Annotated in this window: 15 protein-coding genes; 9 read left to right on the top strand and 6 right to left on the bottom strand. The window is 40.3% G+C overall.

Annotated elements, in window-relative coordinates:
• Positions 1 to 5 precede the first annotated feature (5 nt).
• From WBF63_RS09500 to WBF63_RS09480, 5 genes are all read left to right on the top strand, one after another.
• Positions 6 to 296 (top strand): hypothetical protein, encoded by a 291-nt coding sequence (locus WBF63_RS09500; RefSeq protein ID WP_424369476.1) that lies wholly within the window; start codon positions 6 to 8, stop codon positions 294 to 296.
• Positions 297 to 667: 371 nt separating this feature from the next.
• A complete protein-coding gene (locus WBF63_RS09495; protein ID WP_424369475.1) occupies positions 668 to 1582 on the top strand; it encodes a mevalonate kinase family protein in 915 nt (304 codons plus the stop codon).
• Between the two features lie 4 nt (positions 1583 to 1586).
• Entirely contained in the window at positions 1587 to 1853 is a 267-nt protein-coding gene (locus WBF63_RS09490) for a GNAT family N-acetyltransferase (protein ID WP_424369474.1), read from the top strand.
• Positions 1850 to 2758: a geranylgeranylglycerol-phosphate geranylgeranyltransferase gene (locus WBF63_RS09485; protein ID WP_424369473.1), complete on the top strand. Its 909-nt coding sequence runs from the start codon at positions 1850 to 1852 to the stop codon at positions 2756 to 2758. The genes WBF63_RS09490 and WBF63_RS09485 overlap by 4 nt, the downstream gene beginning before the upstream one ends.
• Before the next feature lie 218 nt (positions 2759 to 2976).
• The gene (locus WBF63_RS09480) at positions 2977 to 3813 is read left to right on the top strand and encodes a pseudouridine synthase (RefSeq protein ID WP_424369472.1); all 837 of its coding nucleotides are present in this window, start codon (positions 2977 to 2979) and stop codon (positions 3811 to 3813) included.
• Between the two features lie 182 nt (positions 3814 to 3995).
• On the opposite strand, the gene polA is transcribed toward WBF63_RS09480, so the two are convergent.
• The 5 genes from polA to folD form a co-directional block, all read right to left on the bottom strand.
• On the bottom strand, positions 3996 to 6800 hold the full coding sequence (polA, locus tag WBF63_RS09475) for a DNA polymerase I (protein WP_424369471.1): 2805 nt from the start codon (positions 6798 to 6800) through the stop codon (positions 3996 to 3998).
• 203 nt (positions 6801 to 7003) lie between these two features.
• The gene (locus tag WBF63_RS09470) at positions 7004 to 7336 is read right to left on the bottom strand and encodes a 2Fe-2S iron-sulfur cluster-binding protein (protein ID WP_424369470.1); all 333 of its coding nucleotides are present in this window, start codon (positions 7334 to 7336) and stop codon (positions 7004 to 7006) included.
• 10 nt (positions 7337 to 7346) lie between these two features.
• Positions 7347 to 7850 carry a plastocyanin/azurin family copper-binding protein gene (locus WBF63_RS09465; RefSeq protein WP_424369469.1) on the bottom strand — a complete coding sequence of 168 codons (504 nt, stop codon included), beginning with the start codon at positions 7848 to 7850 and terminating at the stop codon, positions 7347 to 7349.
• Between the two features lie 95 nt (positions 7851 to 7945).
• Positions 7946 to 8575, bottom strand: coding sequence for a 7-carboxy-7-deazaguanine synthase QueE (locus tag WBF63_RS09460; protein ID WP_424369670.1), 630 nt, complete (start codon positions 8573 to 8575; stop codon positions 7946 to 7948).
• A gap of 14 nt (positions 8576 to 8589) precedes the next feature.
• Complete coding sequence (gene folD / locus WBF63_RS09455; RefSeq protein WP_424369468.1) at positions 8590 to 9465, bottom strand: bifunctional methylenetetrahydrofolate dehydrogenase/methenyltetrahydrofolate cyclohydrolase FolD; 876 nt, start codon at positions 9463 to 9465, stop codon at positions 8590 to 8592.
• A gap of 217 nt (positions 9466 to 9682) precedes the next feature.
• On the opposite strand from folD, the gene WBF63_RS09450 reads away from it, so the two are divergent.
• From WBF63_RS09450 to WBF63_RS09435, 4 genes are all read left to right on the top strand, one after another.
• Complete coding sequence (locus WBF63_RS09450; RefSeq protein WP_424369467.1) at positions 9683 to 10885, top strand: NAD(P)/FAD-dependent oxidoreductase; 1203 nt, start codon at positions 9683 to 9685, stop codon at positions 10883 to 10885.
• Between the two features lie 435 nt (positions 10886 to 11320).
• Positions 11321 to 12550 (top strand): OmpP1/FadL family transporter, encoded by a 1230-nt coding sequence (locus tag WBF63_RS09445; RefSeq protein ID WP_424369466.1) that lies wholly within the window; start codon positions 11321 to 11323, stop codon positions 12548 to 12550.
• 8 nt (positions 12551 to 12558) lie between these two features.
• Complete coding sequence (locus tag WBF63_RS09440; RefSeq protein ID WP_424369465.1) at positions 12559 to 14118, top strand: SGNH/GDSL hydrolase family protein; 1560 nt, start codon at positions 12559 to 12561, stop codon at positions 14116 to 14118.
• A gap of 77 nt (positions 14119 to 14195) precedes the next feature.
• Positions 14196 to 16259 (top strand): ComEC/Rec2 family competence protein, encoded by a 2064-nt coding sequence (locus tag WBF63_RS09435; RefSeq protein ID WP_424369464.1) that lies wholly within the window; start codon positions 14196 to 14198, stop codon positions 16257 to 16259.
• Here WBF63_RS09435 and WBF63_RS09430 read toward each other — a convergent pair.
• Complete coding sequence (locus WBF63_RS09430) at positions 16180 to 16641, bottom strand: thioredoxin family protein (protein WP_424369463.1); 462 nt, start codon at positions 16639 to 16641, stop codon at positions 16180 to 16182. The two genes, WBF63_RS09435 and WBF63_RS09430, sit on opposite strands and share 80 nt — an antisense overlap.
• Position 16642: the final 1 nt, after the last annotated feature.

Here is a 16642-nt window from a genome sequence, read left to right as displayed (position 1 = left end):
TTGATATGGAAGCAATATTTCATTTTGTGTTTGAATTACTTAAAATTGCTATATTGAGTTCAGCATATGCAATAATTTTGGTAAGCATTTTATCATTCTTAAATAAAAGAATGTCAAATGAATTTCTGACAAAAATTTTAAACAGTAAATTTAAAACTTGGGTTGTATTTGGATTTTTAATTTCAGTTTCACTTTTTACTTATATGTTTTCTTATTGGGGAAATCATGGCCTAGGTGATTATGCTAGAATTCCGGTGGGATATGGTAAAGAAGTATCCGAAATTAACGGAACCTAAGCCTATATTGAATCGAATGAATATAATTATGGAAGTCTTCCAGTAAAAAACTTTTCTAAACAAAAACATTTCATTATTGGTGAAACAGATAGCAGTCCTGTCGACATACCACCTCCATATTTTTTCTGGAACTTAAAAAATAATAAACTTATTTTATTTTCATCTGAAATTGAATTCAGACATTATCTTTTAGAGTTTGGTCTTTCAAATTATGAGCTAAAGTCCTTTCGAGAAAATTATAAAAAATACTGGTTGGGATGGAGATTTTGGTTATTGCCATAATCATTCTTCAAAATCCCCTTGGCACATAAATTGCTTTTCACAAGCTTGAGAAACAAATAATTCGTATCTTTGTAACGCAAATTAAGCCAATGAGAAACCCATTGTTCTACGCAAAAATCCTATTGTTTGGAGAATACGGTATCATCGAAGATTCCAAAGGATTGACCATTCCTTATAATTCTTACAAAGGAACTTTGACCTTCGACAAAAATTCCAAAGGCAAAATTTCCAACGAAAGCATCCGCAAATTCTCGGTTTATCTGGAAGAAAATTTTCAGGACGAATTTGATTTTACACAAATGAAATCCGATTTAGAGGCCGGAATGCATTTTGATTCCACCATTCCTCAAGGATATGGCGTAGGAAGCTCCGGCGCTTTGGTAGCGGCGATTTACGAACGCTATGCGCTCAACAAAATCGATACGGAAGATGGAATCTCCAAAGAAATCATTGCACAATTGAAAGAAACGTTCTCCAAAATGGAATCTTTCTTTCACGGCAAAAGTTCGGGTATTGATCCTTTGATTTGTTACCTCAACTTACCTTTGCTGATTAATTCCAAAACCGATATTTCAACGGTGGGAATTCCGGAGCAAAAAGAAGGAAAAGGCGCTATTTTCTTGGTGAACTCAGGCGCACCCGGCGAAACGGCTCCCATGGTTCAGATTTTCTTTGAGAAACTGAAACAGGAAGGTTTCCGCAAAACATTGAAAGAAGAATTCATCAACTATAACAATGCCTGCATTGATGCTTTTGTGAAAGGCGATGTAAACCCTTTGTTCAGTAACCTGAAAAAACTTTCAACATGGGCCTTTTTGCACTTCAAACCTATGATTCCACAACGTTTGCTCGATGCCTGGCAATACGGAATCCAGACCAATTCCTATTATCTGAAACTTTGTGGTTCAGGCGGTGGCGGATACATCTTGGGATTCACCAAAGATTACGAAAAAGCAAAAAAACATTTACGTGATTTCGACACTGAAATCATTTACAAATTCTGATTTTATGGAACGATTTATTTTTGAAGAAGAAGACCTTTCAGGAGGATTTTATCTATATGACGACGAAACAAAAATCGGAGAAGTTACCTTCAGAAAAAAAAATCCGAATGCCATTTCCATTAACCACACCTATGTCCTGAAAGAATTCGAAGGGCGCGGTTATGGAAAAAAACTGGTGTATAAAGTATTGGAATACGCCAAGGAAAATGATTTGAGCGTTACGGCCAGTTGCTGGTTTGCCGAAAAAGTTATCCAATCTTATAATCCATGAGTCCATTGAGCCCGCGAAAATTATTTGTCAAAACGCTGGCGCTCTTTACAGTAATTCGCGGATACAATATTGCCATGCTCATTCTGGCACAATACATGGCCAGTCTTTTTATCTTCAATGAAGGAAAAAACCACCTCCAAATCCTACTCGACAAAAATCTCAACTTTATCATCATCGCCTCCGCATTGAGTGCCGCAGCAGGATACATCATCAATAATTTTTACGATCTGGAAAAAGACGCCATCAGCCGTCCCTTACAGAATTATGTCGAAAGATTTGTTTCTCAGAACTTCAAATTGAACGTTTACCTCGCATTGAATATTCTGGCACTCGGCATCGCTTTTTTGGTTTCTTGGAGGGTCGCTGTCTTCTTTTTGGTTTATCAGTTTATGGTTTGGTTTTATTCGCACAAAGTCAATAAACTCGTCTGGTTCAATAATTTATATTCGGTCATCCTGATGGTTTTTCCGTTTTTCGCCCTTTTTCTTTATTACGAAAATTTTTCCACCATCATCTTCTTCCACGCCGGATTCCTTTTGCTTTTACTGCTCGAAACCGACATTTTAAAAGATTTGACCACCTCCACGGCCGACGCCATTTATCATTACAGCACCATTCCCGTCATTTATGGTGACCGGAAAACAAAAAAAATCCTGACTTTGCTGATGATTCTTACCGCTACCTGGTCTATTTTTATGTGGAGCGACAGCGGGACGGGCTATATGAAATATTTTTTTCTCTTCAGCGCAGGACTCAATTTATTGCTCATTTTCCCGCTCTGGAATTCCCATTCCAAAACAACTTATAAAATATTACACCTGATTTTCAAACTATTAATCGGATTTGGTATCTTCAATATGGTGTTCATTGATTTAAATCCCTTAGATTTGCAAAGAATTATCTAACCGAATTTGGTATTCGTTAATTGGGCGTGACCCCGTTGCGATTCAAAACTTTAGATCAAATTGAAATTTTACCGCAACGGGGTCGGGCTCTCGGCACTCGCTTTTTTTGTTGCCTTCGAGAACCTCAGGCTACAAAAAAGAGCTTAAACAAAGCCTCCATCCCTCACGCGGGTACAGAACAAAATTGAGATTTTCAATCAATTAGAAAATAACACAAAATGAAAAAAAGACAGGAAAGGCGAGACGCTTCCCCAAAAAGACCGGCGGGAAACTCATCAAAGCCCAATTTCAAAAATGCCGGCAAACCCTTCAAACCCCGTTTGAAAAAAGCTCCCGTTGACGACGGAACCATCCGTCTCAACAAATACATCGCAAACGCCGGAATCTGTTCCCGACGCGAAGCCGACGAATTCATCAAAACCGGATTGGCACAAGTCAACGGAAAAGTCGTAACCGAAATGGGTTATAAAGTTCAACCCGGAGATGTCGTAAAATTTGACGGAAAAACCATTTCTGCCGAAAAAAACGTGTACATCCTTTTGAATAAACCCAAAGGCTTTATCACCACCACGCGCGATGAAAAAGACCGCAAAACCGTGATGGACTTGATTGCCAATGCAACCACCGCAAGAGTCTTTCCGGTAGGACGACTGGACAGAGCTACAACCGGATTGTTATTATTTACCAACGACGGATATTTAACCAAAAAATTAACGCATCCAAGTCATTCGGTTCGTAAAATTTACCATGTCAAGTTGAATAAAAAGGCGACACATGCTGATTTGGAAGAAATCAAAAAAGGCGTTCGTCTGATTCCGGAAGGAATTGCCGTAGTGGACAATGTTTCTTTCATCGAAGGCAAACCAAAAGATGAAGTCGGAATCGAAATCCACATTGGCTGGAACCGTGTGGTCAGAAGAATTTTTGAAAAATTAGGATTTGAAATTGAATCATTGGACCGGGTTTCTTTTGGTGGACTGACCAAGAAAAATCTCAAACGCGGTGACTGGCGCAAATTGGACGAAAAAGAAGTTTCGTTTTTGAAAATGCTTTAAAAAATTATTCAAAATATATTTAAGCCATTTCTTACCGAGATGGCTTTTTCTTATCATACATCAATGCCTGAAAGACCTCATTTGCAGAACTTTGCAATAGAAACATAGAATAAAGTTTTTCATAGTTTTTTAGGTTAGTAGTAGTTGAGCCCTTTCAAAATTGAAAGGGCTTTTTTTATTGTTTAATGCGCCTCCAGCCAATTATCACCTACTCCGATTTCCACTTCAAGCGGCACATTCAGATTCACGGCACTTTCCATGGTTTCTTTGATAATGGGCTTCAAAATATCCAATTCGGGTTTCAACACATCCAACACCAATTCGTCATGTACTTGAAGCAACATTTTTGATTGGAAATCCTTTTTCAATATTTTTTGCAAACGGATCATCGCGATTTTGATGATATCGGCCGCACTTCCCTGAATCGGCGCATTGACCGCATTTCGTTCGGCATGACCACGAACCACAGCATTTCGGGAATTGATGTCTTTCAGGTATCTTCTTCTTCCCAAAATGGTTTCCACATAACCCTGTTCTCTTGCTATCTGAATCTGATTTTCAATATAATTTTTCAACACAGGGTAGGTTTCATAATAGGCATCAATCAACTGTTTAGCTTCCGAACGGGAAAGTCCGGTTTGTTCCGCAAGACCAAAAGCCGAAACTCCATAGATAATCCCAAAATTCACCGTCTTTGCCTGACTTCTTTGTTCGCGCGTAACCTCATCCAAACTGACTTTAAAAACCCTTGCAGCAGTGGATTTATGAATGTCCTCTCCCCGATTAAAAGACTCCAACATCATCGGATCTTTTGAAAGTTCTGCAATGATTCTCAATTCAATTTGCGAATAATCCGCCGAAACCAAAACGTAATTTTCATCACGCGCCACAAATGCTTTTCGGATTTCCCTTCCTTGCTCTGAACGGATTGGAATGTTTTGCAAATTTGGGTTTACCGAAGCCAACCTTCCCGTAGCAGCCACCGTCTGACTGAAAGTTGTATGAACTCTTCCGGTATCGGGACGAACTTCCTTCGGCAAAGCATCTACATACGTCGATTTAAGTTTTTGCAATTGACGATAATCTAAAATATCTGAAATCACGGGATGTTTATCTTTCAGTTTTACCAAAACTTCCTCGCCGGTGGCGTATTGGCCGGTTTTGGTTTTCTTGGCTTTGGAGTCGATTTTCAGTTGATCAAATAGAACTTCACCCAATTGTTTAGGCGAATTTAAATTGAACTCAACTCCGCATGAATCATATATTTTCTTTTCAATATTGAGAATTTCAGCTGTGATTTTTTCGGATTGCGCCGCCAGAACTTCTGTATCCAAACGAATTCCTTCGATTTCCATTTCGGCCAAAACTTCCATCAGCGGCATTTCGAGTTCTTTGAATAATTTCTGCGCGTTGACATCGGGCAATTGAGGCGCAAAGAATTGTTTCAGTTGCAAAGTCACATCGGCATCTTCCACCGCATATTCTTTTTGTTTTTCCAATTCCACCTGATCAAATTGCAATTGATTTTTTCCTTTTTTCCCAATTAATGTTTCGATCGGAACCGGTTTGTAGCGCAAATAAGTTTCGGACAAAACATCCATATTGTGACGCATATCGGGGTTTAAAAGATAATGCGCAATCATCGTATCAAATGACTTTCCCGAAGGCTGAATGCCATATTTATACAAGACTTTATAATCGTATTTCAGATTGTGACCAATTTTCAATACCGATTCGGATTCAAAAAACGGACGGAATTCTTCGATGATTTCGCGGGCTTCCTCAAAATCCGAGGAAACCGGAACATAATAGCCTTTTCCAGCTTCGAAACTAAAAGCAATCCCCACCAATTCAGCTGTGAGCGGATCAAGACCTGTGGTTTCCGTATCAAAACAAACTTCGGGTTGTTGTAGTAATTTATCCAATAATAATTTTCGTCCGATTTTACCTTCGACCAATTGATAAACGTGGTCGTAAGTTTCCAGTTCTTTGTAAAATGAATCTGAAATTTCTTCCGCAACCTCATTTCCTTCATCAAACAAAGAAGCCTGAACGGCAAGCTGGGAAACGGTTTTGGCTTTCTCAACAACTTCGGTTTCTAAATTGAAAGTCCGATAAAAATTTTCAAGCATCTGGCGGAATTCGAGTTCCATAAACAGTTCCTTTACTCGTTCCACATCGGGTTTGCACATTTCCAGTTCTTCTTCGTCAAATTCAACCGGCGCATCGATGATAATCGTAGCCAGTTTTTTGGACAAAATACCCAATTCACGGTTGGCTTCGATGTTTTCTTTTAGTTTTCCTTTGAGTTCATGTGTATGATCGAGAAGATTTTCCAGCGTTCCATATTCTTTAAGGAATTTTTTTGCGGTTTTTTCTCCAACGCCTGGTAATCCCGGAATATTATCGACACTGTCGCCCATCATTCCCAGAAAATCAATCACTTGTATCGGGTCATCAACTCCAAATTTTTCTTTGACTTCGTCCACTCCCCAGATTTCGATTCCCTTTCCAAATGCAGGCGGACGATACATTTTGATATTGTCTGAAACCAATTGTGCAAAATCCTTATCGGGTGTGACCATATAGGTCGTATAACCTTCTTTTTCCGCTTTTTTGGCCAAAGTTCCGATGACGTCGTCAGCTTCGTATCCTTCCGCGAAGAGCACAGGAATGCAAAGCGCTTTCAGAATTTCCTGAATGTAGGGAACGGCAATTTTAATGGCTTCCGGCGTTTCATCGCGATTGGCTTTGTATTGTTCATAATCAACCGTTCGCACCGTTGCCTGTCCCACATCGAAAACCACGGCAATGTGTGTGGGTTTTTCCCGTTTCAATACATCGAACAATGAATTAGAAAATCCCATGATGGCCGATGTATTCAGGCCCTTGGAATTGATTCGGGGATTTTTGATAAAGGCATAATAACCACGAAAAATGAGCGCATAAGCGTCTAGTAAAAATAGTCTTTTGTCATCTGAATTCATAGTTGGTAAAGGTAGGGAAATTTTGGCTTTGAGGGTTGGAGAGTTGATGGGTTGGAGGGTTAGTGTTTTTTACCACGAAAGACACTTTGTTTTTCAAGAAGGAAGACAAAGAGGAACTTCCTCCTGATCTCAGGGCTTGAGTCGTTCACTCTAATCAAAGAATCTATGGTTTCAACTCAGAACGCCCAACCCTAAACCTTAATTTATGACTCCGGCGCCAACTCGACCACAAGGCCTTCAATTTCTTCCGTAATATGAATCTGACACCCCAAACGGCTGTTTTCCTTTACGTTAAATGCTTCGGACAGCATGGCTTCTTCATCGACTTCCATGGGTGGTAATTCGACATCTTCCGACAAAACATAGCATTGACAAGAAGCGCACATGGCCATTCCGCCACAAATTCCAATAGTTCCTTCCGGTGCAAGCTCGTACGCCCTTACCAGTTCCATGATGTTCATGGACATATCGGTGGGCGCATCCACTTCGTGGGAGATTCCTTCACGGTCAATGATGGTTATCTTTACGTCAGACATACTTAAAAAATTAAATTGCGGTAATGGTTCCTTTCATAGCAATCCAGTGCCCTGGGAATGTACATACGAAAGTATATTCGCCGGCCTCTTTCAGTGTAAATTTAATGGTTTCCGATTCACCCGGCCCTAATAATTTGGTATGTGCAATGATATCGGTAATGTACAAATCTGATATATAATCGTTATCCTTTTCCCTGATTGATGCATTTGCAAAAGCCTGAACATCAGCTCCTTTTTCTAAAATCACTACATTATGACCCATGGTTTCGATGGGCAAAACACCGGCATTTGTAAAAGTCAGCGTAACTTCTTTGCCTGCTTCTACGGTAAATTCGGTTTTATCGAATTTCATATCGTCGGTTCCCTTCAGTTCCAACACATTGGGCTCGGCTTGTTTTTCTTCCACTTGGGCATCAGGTACAGTTTTAACCTGCTCCTCTTCCACTTTTTTGGTATCGGAACCACAGGAAATAACTCCAAATATAACAGCGAATGTAATTGCTAATTTTTTCATGTCTTTTGGTTTTCTATAAAGGTAAAAACCTATTCCGACTTGACAAATGATTGATGTCAATTTTGATTTCGAAATTGGATTTATTCAGGAGCAATTTAAGGTATATCCAAATATTTATGTGTCTGAACCGAAACTTGCCATTTGGGGTTTTCTTTGACATATTCCACTAATTTTTGCGAAATTTTATCGCGTTTACTCCATTCCACCTGTAAATAAAGTTTAGCATTGGGGTTTACGAGTTCGGCGTATTTTTCGGCAAACCGAAAATCATCATTATTGAAAATGATACATTTCAATTCCGAAGCCTTTTCCAGCACATCAGCTTGAACTTCTGCTAATTTTTTTGGCGACAATGTAATCCAGTCTAATTCTCCGCTCAGGGAATAAGCACCGGAAGTTTCGATGTGTATAGTTGCTCCGAATTCTTTGAGTTTTGAAGTCAGAAAGTCCAAATTCCACATCAAGGGTTCACCGCCCGTAATCACAATGGTTTTGGAATTTGAAGTGGCTTGTTTGGCCAATTCTTCCATATCGGTCAACGGATGTTTTTCCGCGTCCCAACTGTCTTTCACATCGCACCAATGACAGCCCACATCACAACCGCCCAGACGAATGAAATAAGCCGCTTTACCCGCATGTGCGCCTTCTCCCTGAAGGGTATAGAAATGCTCCATCACCGGAAGAAGCCGACCCTCTTTCAGCAATTCTGATTCTCTTTCAGTAATGGAATTCAGGGTAATCACTTTGTATTCTTCTTGTAAGCCAATAAAGTATTTTTCAGTAACATCGCACGGGTCATCGGTCCTACTCCTCCCGGAACCGGTGTGATCCAAGATGCCTTTTCTTTTACATTTTCAAAATCCACGTCGCCCACGAGTTTATAACCTTTTTCGGAATCATCGTCCACACGTGTAATCCCAACATCAATGACAACTGCGCCTTCTTTGATCATCTCGGCTTTCAAAAATCCGGGAACGCCCAAAGCAGTAATAACGATATCGGCTGAATGTGTATAATATGATAAGTTCTCAGTATTGCTATGGGTCAAGGTAACGGTACTATTTCCCGGGAAATCCTTGCGCCCCATCAAAATGCTCATCGGCCTTCCCACGATACGACTTCTTCCGATGATTACTGCGTGTTTTCCCCGAGTCGGGATATTGTACCGGTCGAGCATTTCCAGAATTCCGAACGGTGTTGCGGGAAGGAATGTACTCATATCAAGCGCCATTTTCCCGAAATTCGTCGGATGAAATCCGTCCACGTCTCGTTTAGGATTGATGGCTTCGATGATTTCTTCCTGATCAATCTGCGCCGGAAGCGGAAGCTGAACAATAAATCCGTCAAGTTTTTCTTGGGTATTTAATTTTTGAATGACTTCCAATAATTCGGTTTGAGAAACCGTATTGGGCAATTTCACCAAAGAAGAATCAAATCCCACTTGCTGACAATCTTTGATTTTATTGTTGACGTAAGTCTGACTTGCGCCGTCATTTCCGACCAAAACAGCTGCCAGATGAGGTTTACGTTTCCCTTGATTTACCGCCTCTTCAACTGCTTCTTTGATTTCTTGTTTGATTTCCTTTGCTAACTTGATTCCATCCAGAATTTGCATGCCCAAAATTTTTTGCAAAGATACAAATCGTAAAGCGAACTGCGAAGTTTGAAGTTGGCAAAATTGGTTGCCGCGCTTATTTTATTTCGCTCACTAAAATAAGTACAGGTCATTGCGATCACGAAGCAATCTTTTCGCACGCAATGACAACGGAATTTTACAAAGTTTTAATAAACTCAAATTTTATACGAACTTCGCCAAACGAATTTCGAACTAAATGAGAAAAATTGCCATCATCGGCGGAGGTGCTGCCGGATTTTTCACTGCGGCCAATCTTGGAAAAGTACTGGGAAACCAAACGGTTTTGTTTGAGCAATCTTCAGCGCCTTTGCAGAAGGTCAGGGTTTCGGGTGGCGGAAGATGCAATGTGACACACGCTTGTTTTGATCCGAAAGAATTGGTCGAATTTTATCCGCGCGGAAAAAAGGAATTACTGAGTGTTTTTCATAAATTTCAACCAGGCGATACGATGGAATGGTTTGAAAGCCGAAAAGTTCCACTGAAAATTGAGGACGACAACCGGATTTTCCCCATTTCCGATAATTCGATGAGCATCATTGAATGCCTGATGGCAGAAGCCAAAAAAAATCAGGTGGAAATTCGGCTCAATGAAAACGTTCAGAAAATCACGCCTACAGAAATCGGTTTTCTGGTTCAATCCAAATCGGGTTCTTACGAATTTGAAAAGGTCATTTTCACACCGGGAAGTAGCGTGAAATCGATGGAAATTCTAAAGAATTTAGGACATAAGATTGTCAAACCCGTTCCTTCGCTTTTTACGTTCAACATCAAAGATCAACGACTGAAAGATCTGATGGGAATAAGTTTTGAATGGGCAGAAATTTCGATTCCCGAATTGAAAATGGAGGCGGAAGGTCCGATGCTCATCACGCATTGGGGATTGAGCGGTCCGGGAATTCTGCGGCTTTCGGCTTGGGGTGCTCTGGAATTGCATAAATTGAATTATGAATTCGAAATCAAAATTAATTTCATTCAGAAAGACAAAGATGAATGCTTAGCTTTCCTAAATGAATTCAAATCGGAACATCCAAAAAAATCGGTTTATAAGATCAATCCTTTTTCGTTTCCGAAGCGTTTCTGGCTTCGGATTCTGGAAATTTCAAAAGTTCCTGTGGATTTGAATTATTCAAATTTGAATAAAAATCAAATCATGCAAATTTCGATTGAACTGACCAAAGGGATTTACAAAGTCAAAGGGAAAAGTACTTTTAAGGATGAATTTGTAACGGCTGGCGGTGTGGATTTGCGTGAAATCAACTTCAAAACGATGGAAAGTAAGGTTTTACCCAATTTCTATCTGGCCGGAGAAATTCTAAACATTGATGCCATCACGGGAGGATTTAACTTTCAGGCTTGCTGGAGTGAAGGGTTTTTGATTTCGGAAGCTTTGAAAGTTTAGAAGTTTCAGGTTCAAAGTTTCAGGTTTCAGGTTTTCTGAACGAAAGGCTTATTTCAATTATAAAATATTGAATTTCAAATAATTAAGATCAATCCCGTCTTAATACTTAAATCTTCATACTTTTTTAACCATAAAGGACACAAGGTTTTCACACTAAGGTCACAAAAGGATGTCTTAATACTTGTTACTTAAATCTTAATACTTTTTTAAATGCGCCAGGGATATGGAGGGCAGCGACCGAAGGAAGCGGGTCTCGGCTCAGCCGAGACGGAACCCCGGAGCAGCCCGCCCGCCGTGCCCGAAAAGCACTGCGGGGCGCCCAAATCAGTTTCAAAAGGCGGGGTGGATAAAAGTTTATTATGTACGCATAGCATTTTCGATTTTATTGTTTACATTTGTTTACATATATTTAACATTTATAAATTGAATTAATACATGAGAAGAGTTTATTTAATCGCGCTCCTGATAGGATTGGGGACTTCTGCTTTTGCCGGAGGTTACCGTGTGTCTTTTCAGGGAGTACGTCAGGCATCGATGGGACTTACCAGTGTCATGCATGCCCGTGATGCAAGTATTGCATTTTACAACCCTGCAGGGCTTGCTTTTGTGGAAGGAAAACTGAGTATTGCAGCCGGTGGATTTGGCATCATTAACAATGTCAAATGGCAAAATCCCGGAACTTTGGAATCGGCTGAGACTGACAGTCCGCTAGGGACACCAATTTACTTTGCTGCTTCCTATCGGCCAATTGAGGATGTGACGGTAGGGGTGAGTTTTACAACGCCTTTTGGCAGTACAGTGACATGGCCCGAAGACTGGGCTGGTAAAGCTAATATTACCGAAATCTCCATGAAGTCTTATTTTATTCAACCAACAGTTGCGGTAAAATTCAACGAATGGTTCAGTGCAGGTGCCGGATTTATCTATGCGATGGGTTCTGTGAATCTGCAAAGAACGATGAGTGTGGCTGGGAATGACATCGGATTGGAAATAGAGGATACGGATGCACACGGTTTAGGCTTTAATATTGGTGCCTATTTTCGTCCGAGTCAACGCGTAAACATCGGTTTGGCATATCGTTCAGGAATAGACATGAAGGCTAATTACGGCGAAGTTGCATGGAGTAATGTTCCGTCAGCTTTGTCTACAACAATGCCTTTTTCAACCAATGAATTTAATGCAATGCTACCATTGGTTTCGGAATTTCTTGCCGGATTCTCTTATCAGGCAACTTCAAAGTTGATGCTTGCCGGTGAAGTTTCTGTTCATGGTTGGGGTAAATACAAGAATCTTGACATCCAGTTGCAGAATACTGAAACAGGCGATACATACGATTCCTATGCGACCAAAAATTTCATTGACCGTGCCGTTTGGAAAGTCGGAGGTGAATACCAGGCTACTGATATGCTGGCAATCCGTCTGGGATATTATTTCGACGAATTTGTATCTCCTGCCGATTACTGGTCTCCTGAAACTCCCGATACTTCTCGTCACTCCATCAACGGTGGTTTAGGACTTACTTTTGGCGGATTCAATATTGATGCATTCGGGCAATACACAATGGGAGTTGAGCGCTTTGTTCAGAATGTGGAGACAGGATTCCAAGGTGATGTAAACCTGACGGCTATTTCCTTCGGTTTGGGTCTTTCTTATAACTTTAATTAATGAGAAAAATGAAAAATTTATCAAAAATATTTATTGCTTCTTCCCTGGTTGTTTTGGCAAGTTGCGAACCTGATTTTGACGAACCGATTGAAGACATTGTGGTAACCTCGGGGGATGCAAATTTCAGCAAATACATTGCATTAGGAAATTCACTGACTTCAGGTTTTTCTGATAATGCATTATTTATCAGCGGACAACAGAATTCCTATCCGAATATGTTGGCAGCTCAGTTTGCCATGGCTGGCGGAGGTGCTTTTGCACAACCTTTGATGCCGGATGATATTGGTGGGTTTACCAATTTAGGCGTAGACGGGAGACTGACTCTACAATTGGTTGAAGGAAGTCTTTCACCAGTTCCTACTCCAGCCCAATCACCACTAACTCCTGCGAGTGGAGGTCCTTTTGGCAACATGGGCGTTCCGGGTGCTAAATCCTATCACCTGATTGCACCGGGATACGGAAATCCATCCGGTATCGGATCGACTGCAAATCCTTATTTCGTGCGTTTTGCTTCCTCGCCTACTACTACGGTTTTGGCTGATGCTGCGGCGCAACAACCCAGTTTCTTTACGCTTTGGATCGGAAATAACGATGTGCTTTCTTATGCCAGTAGCGGTGGTGTTGGAACCGACCAAATGGCAGCCAACAATACAGACGTAACCACTTACGGCGGAAACGACATTTCTCATCCGAATGTCGTAGCGGGATCAATTCAGATGGTGTTGGAAACCCTGGCCAATCAAGGCGGAGCTAAAGGAGCTATTGCCAATATCCCGAGCATCACAGATATTCCGTTTTTTACTACAGTTCCTTATGCACCTTTAAGCCCGGCAAATGCTTCATTCGGACCAATGATCCCAGCTTTGAACGCTCAGTTCGGGCAATTAAATGCTGTTTTTGATTTTCTGGGTGTTCCTGAAAGAAAAATTGTATTCAGTACAGATGCTGCAAGTGCTGTGGTAATTCAGGATGAGACGCTTTCCAATCTCGCCACGGCAATTCGTGATGTTTTAATGAGTCAGGGAGTAGATGCAGGAACTGCAACTATCCTTGGAATGACTTATGGACAATCTCGTCAGGCGACTGCTCAGGATTTATTGGTATTTACATCTCAAACAGTAATAGGACAAATCAATATGGACAGAGTTGCTGAGTTAATGGGAATGGGAGTTCCGCAAGAACAAGCTGCTCAATTGTCTGTCAATGGGATTACTTATCCCTTACAAGATCAATGGGTACTGATTCCAAGTGAAAAAGAGGCTGTAATTGCCGCTACCAATGCGTATAATGCAGCTATTGCTCAGCTTGCGGCTAATTATAATCTGGCTTTGGTTGATGCACATCAGGCAATGCAGGATTTGAGTAGTGATGCCGGTATTACTTATTTCGGAACCAATTACAACACCACTTATGTAAGCGGTGGAGCATTTTCACTGGATGCAGTTCACCTTACAGCAAGAGGATATGCCGTGGTTGCCAATTATTTCATTGAAGCCATCAACCATAAATATGGTTCTACACTTCGTACTGTAAATCCGAATAATTATCCGGGTATCGCGATTCCTTAATAAACTCAATCTTATATATAAACGCCTTCCTTATCGAAGGCGTTTTTTTTGTATCTTTAGTGGACTAACAACTTAAGATGAAAAATCAGCCATTCATCGGGCCTTTGGCCGGGCTGATGCTCGGCATACTATTCGCTGAATCCCTCCCTCTTTCCGACATTGCGAATGGTGCAAAACTTTTGATTTTCGTATTCTTTGTCATTTTTCTGACCTTTTTCCGACTCAAACGATATGATTTCTTTTGGATTTCGATGGTTTTCTTTGTTTGCGGATGGATGTTTACTTCAAATTTCAATTCTTATGAACCTATTCCTTCACAGAAACTTGGTAAAGATTCCAACCTGAAACTGAAGATCGAAGAAATCTATCGTCCTTCCGCTAAATTCAGAAAATACAAAGCCCGGATCCTGCAAATTGATTCATTAAGAGCTAATAATTATATACTTCTTTATTGGCGTAAGGAAAATCAGGAGCTTTATCCGAATGATGAAATCCAGATTCAGGCCGAAATTCTTCCTACTCAAAAACCGCTCAATCCGCATCAGTTTGACTATTCCAAATGGTTACGGCGGCAAAAGATTCATTATACAATTTTTTCTGACACTGTTTATGAAAAAATCAAATCCGGGAATTCTATTGCGTTCAAAACTTCGGTTTACAAAAGAGAAACCCATCGGAAATTAATCGAAAACGGCTATACAAAATCTTCCGCAGACCTCATTGGCGCAATGCTTTTGGGCGACCGCACAGAAATGGATCCCGAAACTGAAGATAATTATCGGAAAACCGGCGTGGTACATATTCTTTCCATTTCGGGACTGCATGTGATGATGGTTTACTCCATTTTTATGATTTTGCTCTATCCGCTGGTTTACCTGAAAAACGGAAAGTTAATCCGGATTTTACTGAGTCTGGCTTTGATCTGGAGCTTTGTGGTTTTTGTGGGATTTCAGCCGCCCGTTTTGAGGTCTGCTGTAATGATTTCGGTTTATTATATCACCGTTAGTTTCCGGAGGAAACCCAATATTTACCATACGCTGGCAGTTTCTGCTTTCATATTGTTGTGGATCAATCCCAATTTTCTGTTTGATGTAGGGTTTCAACTGAGTTTTGCAGCGGTGTTCTTCATCGTTTATTTGCATCCGATTTATCAGAAACTATTCAAACCTAAATCTAAATTATCAAAAAACATAATTGCTTTTATAGGAACGAGTGTATCTGCACAATTGGGAACGATGCCTTTTACGGTTTTGTATTTCAACCAGACTTCGGGGTTATTTCTGGCGGGAAATGTCGTGATGATCATTGCATCTTATTTTATGATGGCCGGCGGAATGCTCGCACTCATCTTTCTCGAATTGAACTGGAATTTTGAATGGTGGTTTTCTCTATTTAACAGAATCATTGAAGCTTGTAATTCCTATATCCGCTGGCTTTCGTCTTTTGATTCGCTGGTTTTTGAAAATATTTCCTTTAATCCTTTGGAGTCGATTCTGATTCTATGGTTGCTAATTTTAATTGGAATCATTTGGAAAAAACCAAGCTTCCGAAATGTTCTGGCTGCTTTTATTCTCATTGTTTGTTTTCAGATTCAACAAATGAATCAGCAGGAAAAATTCAACCACAAAAAAGAAATGATTGTCTTTCATCAAACTAGAAATTCCGTCATCGGTTTCCGAAACGGGCAACAACTTGATGTTTATCTGATGGATATTTCTGATTCAGTAAATCTTGAGAAATATTTAATTAAACCTTATGCAATAAAAGAGAAAATTAAAAAATATAGAATTAGGGATTTAGAAGAAATTCAGAATTTAACTTATTTCAAATCAGAGAATTCCATTTTTTTCGAAGGGAAGCACCTGGCTTGGTTGTCAGAAAATCAAGAGGAGATTCAGATTGCTGCCAATTATTTATTGGTTCAGCATAATTCGGAAATCAATAAGGAATTTATTCACCCAAAAACCCAAATCATTGTGGATGGCAGTAATTATCCGAATCATTTAAGCGATTTGGAAATTCCTGTCTGGAACACGCGTGAAAAGGGTTCACTGATAATTCCTATAACGCCAGATTCTCCAAAAGCTGGGCTTTTGGCATATAACCTAAAAGCAATTTTTCCAAATTTCCTTTCTGATTGATGACCGCATAGGCCGGATAAGAAAGCTTTCCGCGAAGCGAAAAATAAGCAAAGGAATTCACGCCTCTACCGCCGGTTTGCGGACGTACATATTTATAAGTTTTGCCCCGGAAAGACACTTCTTCTTTGGATTCGGCATCAAATTTCACCGGAATATAATTTTCATTCAGATGTTTTACCACTTCTGCTTCCTTGAAAGTTGAAGCATCCATCTTTTTACACCAACCGCACCAGCTGGTGTAGAAATCGATGAAAAGCGGCTTTTCGGGGTTCCTTTTCATTTCAGCTTCGGCCTGTTCCAAAGTCAGCCAATTGATATCTTGTGCTGATAATGAAATAGAGAAAAGGACGAAGAAAAATCCAAAGACGAACTTATTTTTCATT

The organism is Moheibacter sp. (genome assembly GCF_049672845.1).
Classification (GTDB): domain Bacteria; phylum Bacteroidota; class Bacteroidia; order Flavobacteriales; family Weeksellaceae; genus Moheibacter.
The sequence above is the reverse complement of the archived record's forward strand: the minus strand, read 5'-3'. Positions and strand labels throughout refer to the sequence as shown.

Bases quoted from the DNA above. Each gene is read 5' to 3' on its own strand.
- WBF63_RS09500 (WP_424369476.1), top strand. From the start codon at position 6: ATGGAAGCAATATTTCATTTTGTGTTTGAATTACTTAAAATTGCTATA.
- WBF63_RS09495 (WP_424369475.1), top strand. From the start codon at position 668: ATGAGAAACCCATTGTTCTACGCAAAAATCCTATTGTTTGGAGAATAC.
- WBF63_RS09490 (WP_424369474.1), top strand. From the start codon at position 1,587: ATGGAACGATTTATTTTTGAAGAAGAAGACCTTTCAGGAGGATTTTAT.
- WBF63_RS09485 (WP_424369473.1), top strand. From the start codon at position 1,850: ATGAGTCCATTGAGCCCGCGAAAATTATTTGTCAAAACGCTGGCGCTC.
- WBF63_RS09480 (WP_424369472.1), top strand. From the start codon at position 2,977: ATGAAAAAAAGACAGGAAAGGCGAGACGCTTCCCCAAAAAGACCGGCG.
- polA (WP_424369471.1), bottom strand. From the start codon at position 6,800: ATGAATTCAGATGACAAAAGACTATTTTTACTAGACGCTTATGCGCTC.
- WBF63_RS09470 (WP_424369470.1), bottom strand. From the start codon at position 7,336: ATGTCTGACGTAAAGATAACCATCATTGACCGTGAAGGAATCTCCCAC.
- WBF63_RS09465 (WP_424369469.1), bottom strand. From the start codon at position 7,850: ATGAAAAAATTAGCAATTACATTCGCTGTTATATTTGGAGTTATTTCC.
- folD (WP_424369468.1), bottom strand. From the start codon at position 9,465: ATGCAAATTCTGGATGGAATCAAGTTAGCAAAGGAAATCAAACAAGAA.
- WBF63_RS09450 (WP_424369467.1), top strand. From the start codon at position 9,683: ATGAGAAAAATTGCCATCATCGGCGGAGGTGCTGCCGGATTTTTCACT.
- WBF63_RS09445 (WP_424369466.1), top strand. From the start codon at position 11,321: ATGAGAAGAGTTTATTTAATCGCGCTCCTGATAGGATTGGGGACTTCT.
- WBF63_RS09440 (WP_424369465.1), top strand. From the start codon at position 12,559: ATGAAAAATTTATCAAAAATATTTATTGCTTCTTCCCTGGTTGTTTTG.
- WBF63_RS09435 (WP_424369464.1), top strand. From the start codon at position 14,196: ATGAAAAATCAGCCATTCATCGGGCCTTTGGCCGGGCTGATGCTCGGC.
- WBF63_RS09430 (WP_424369463.1), bottom strand. From the start codon at position 16,641: ATGAAAAATAAGTTCGTCTTTGGATTTTTCTTCGTCCTTTTCTCTATT.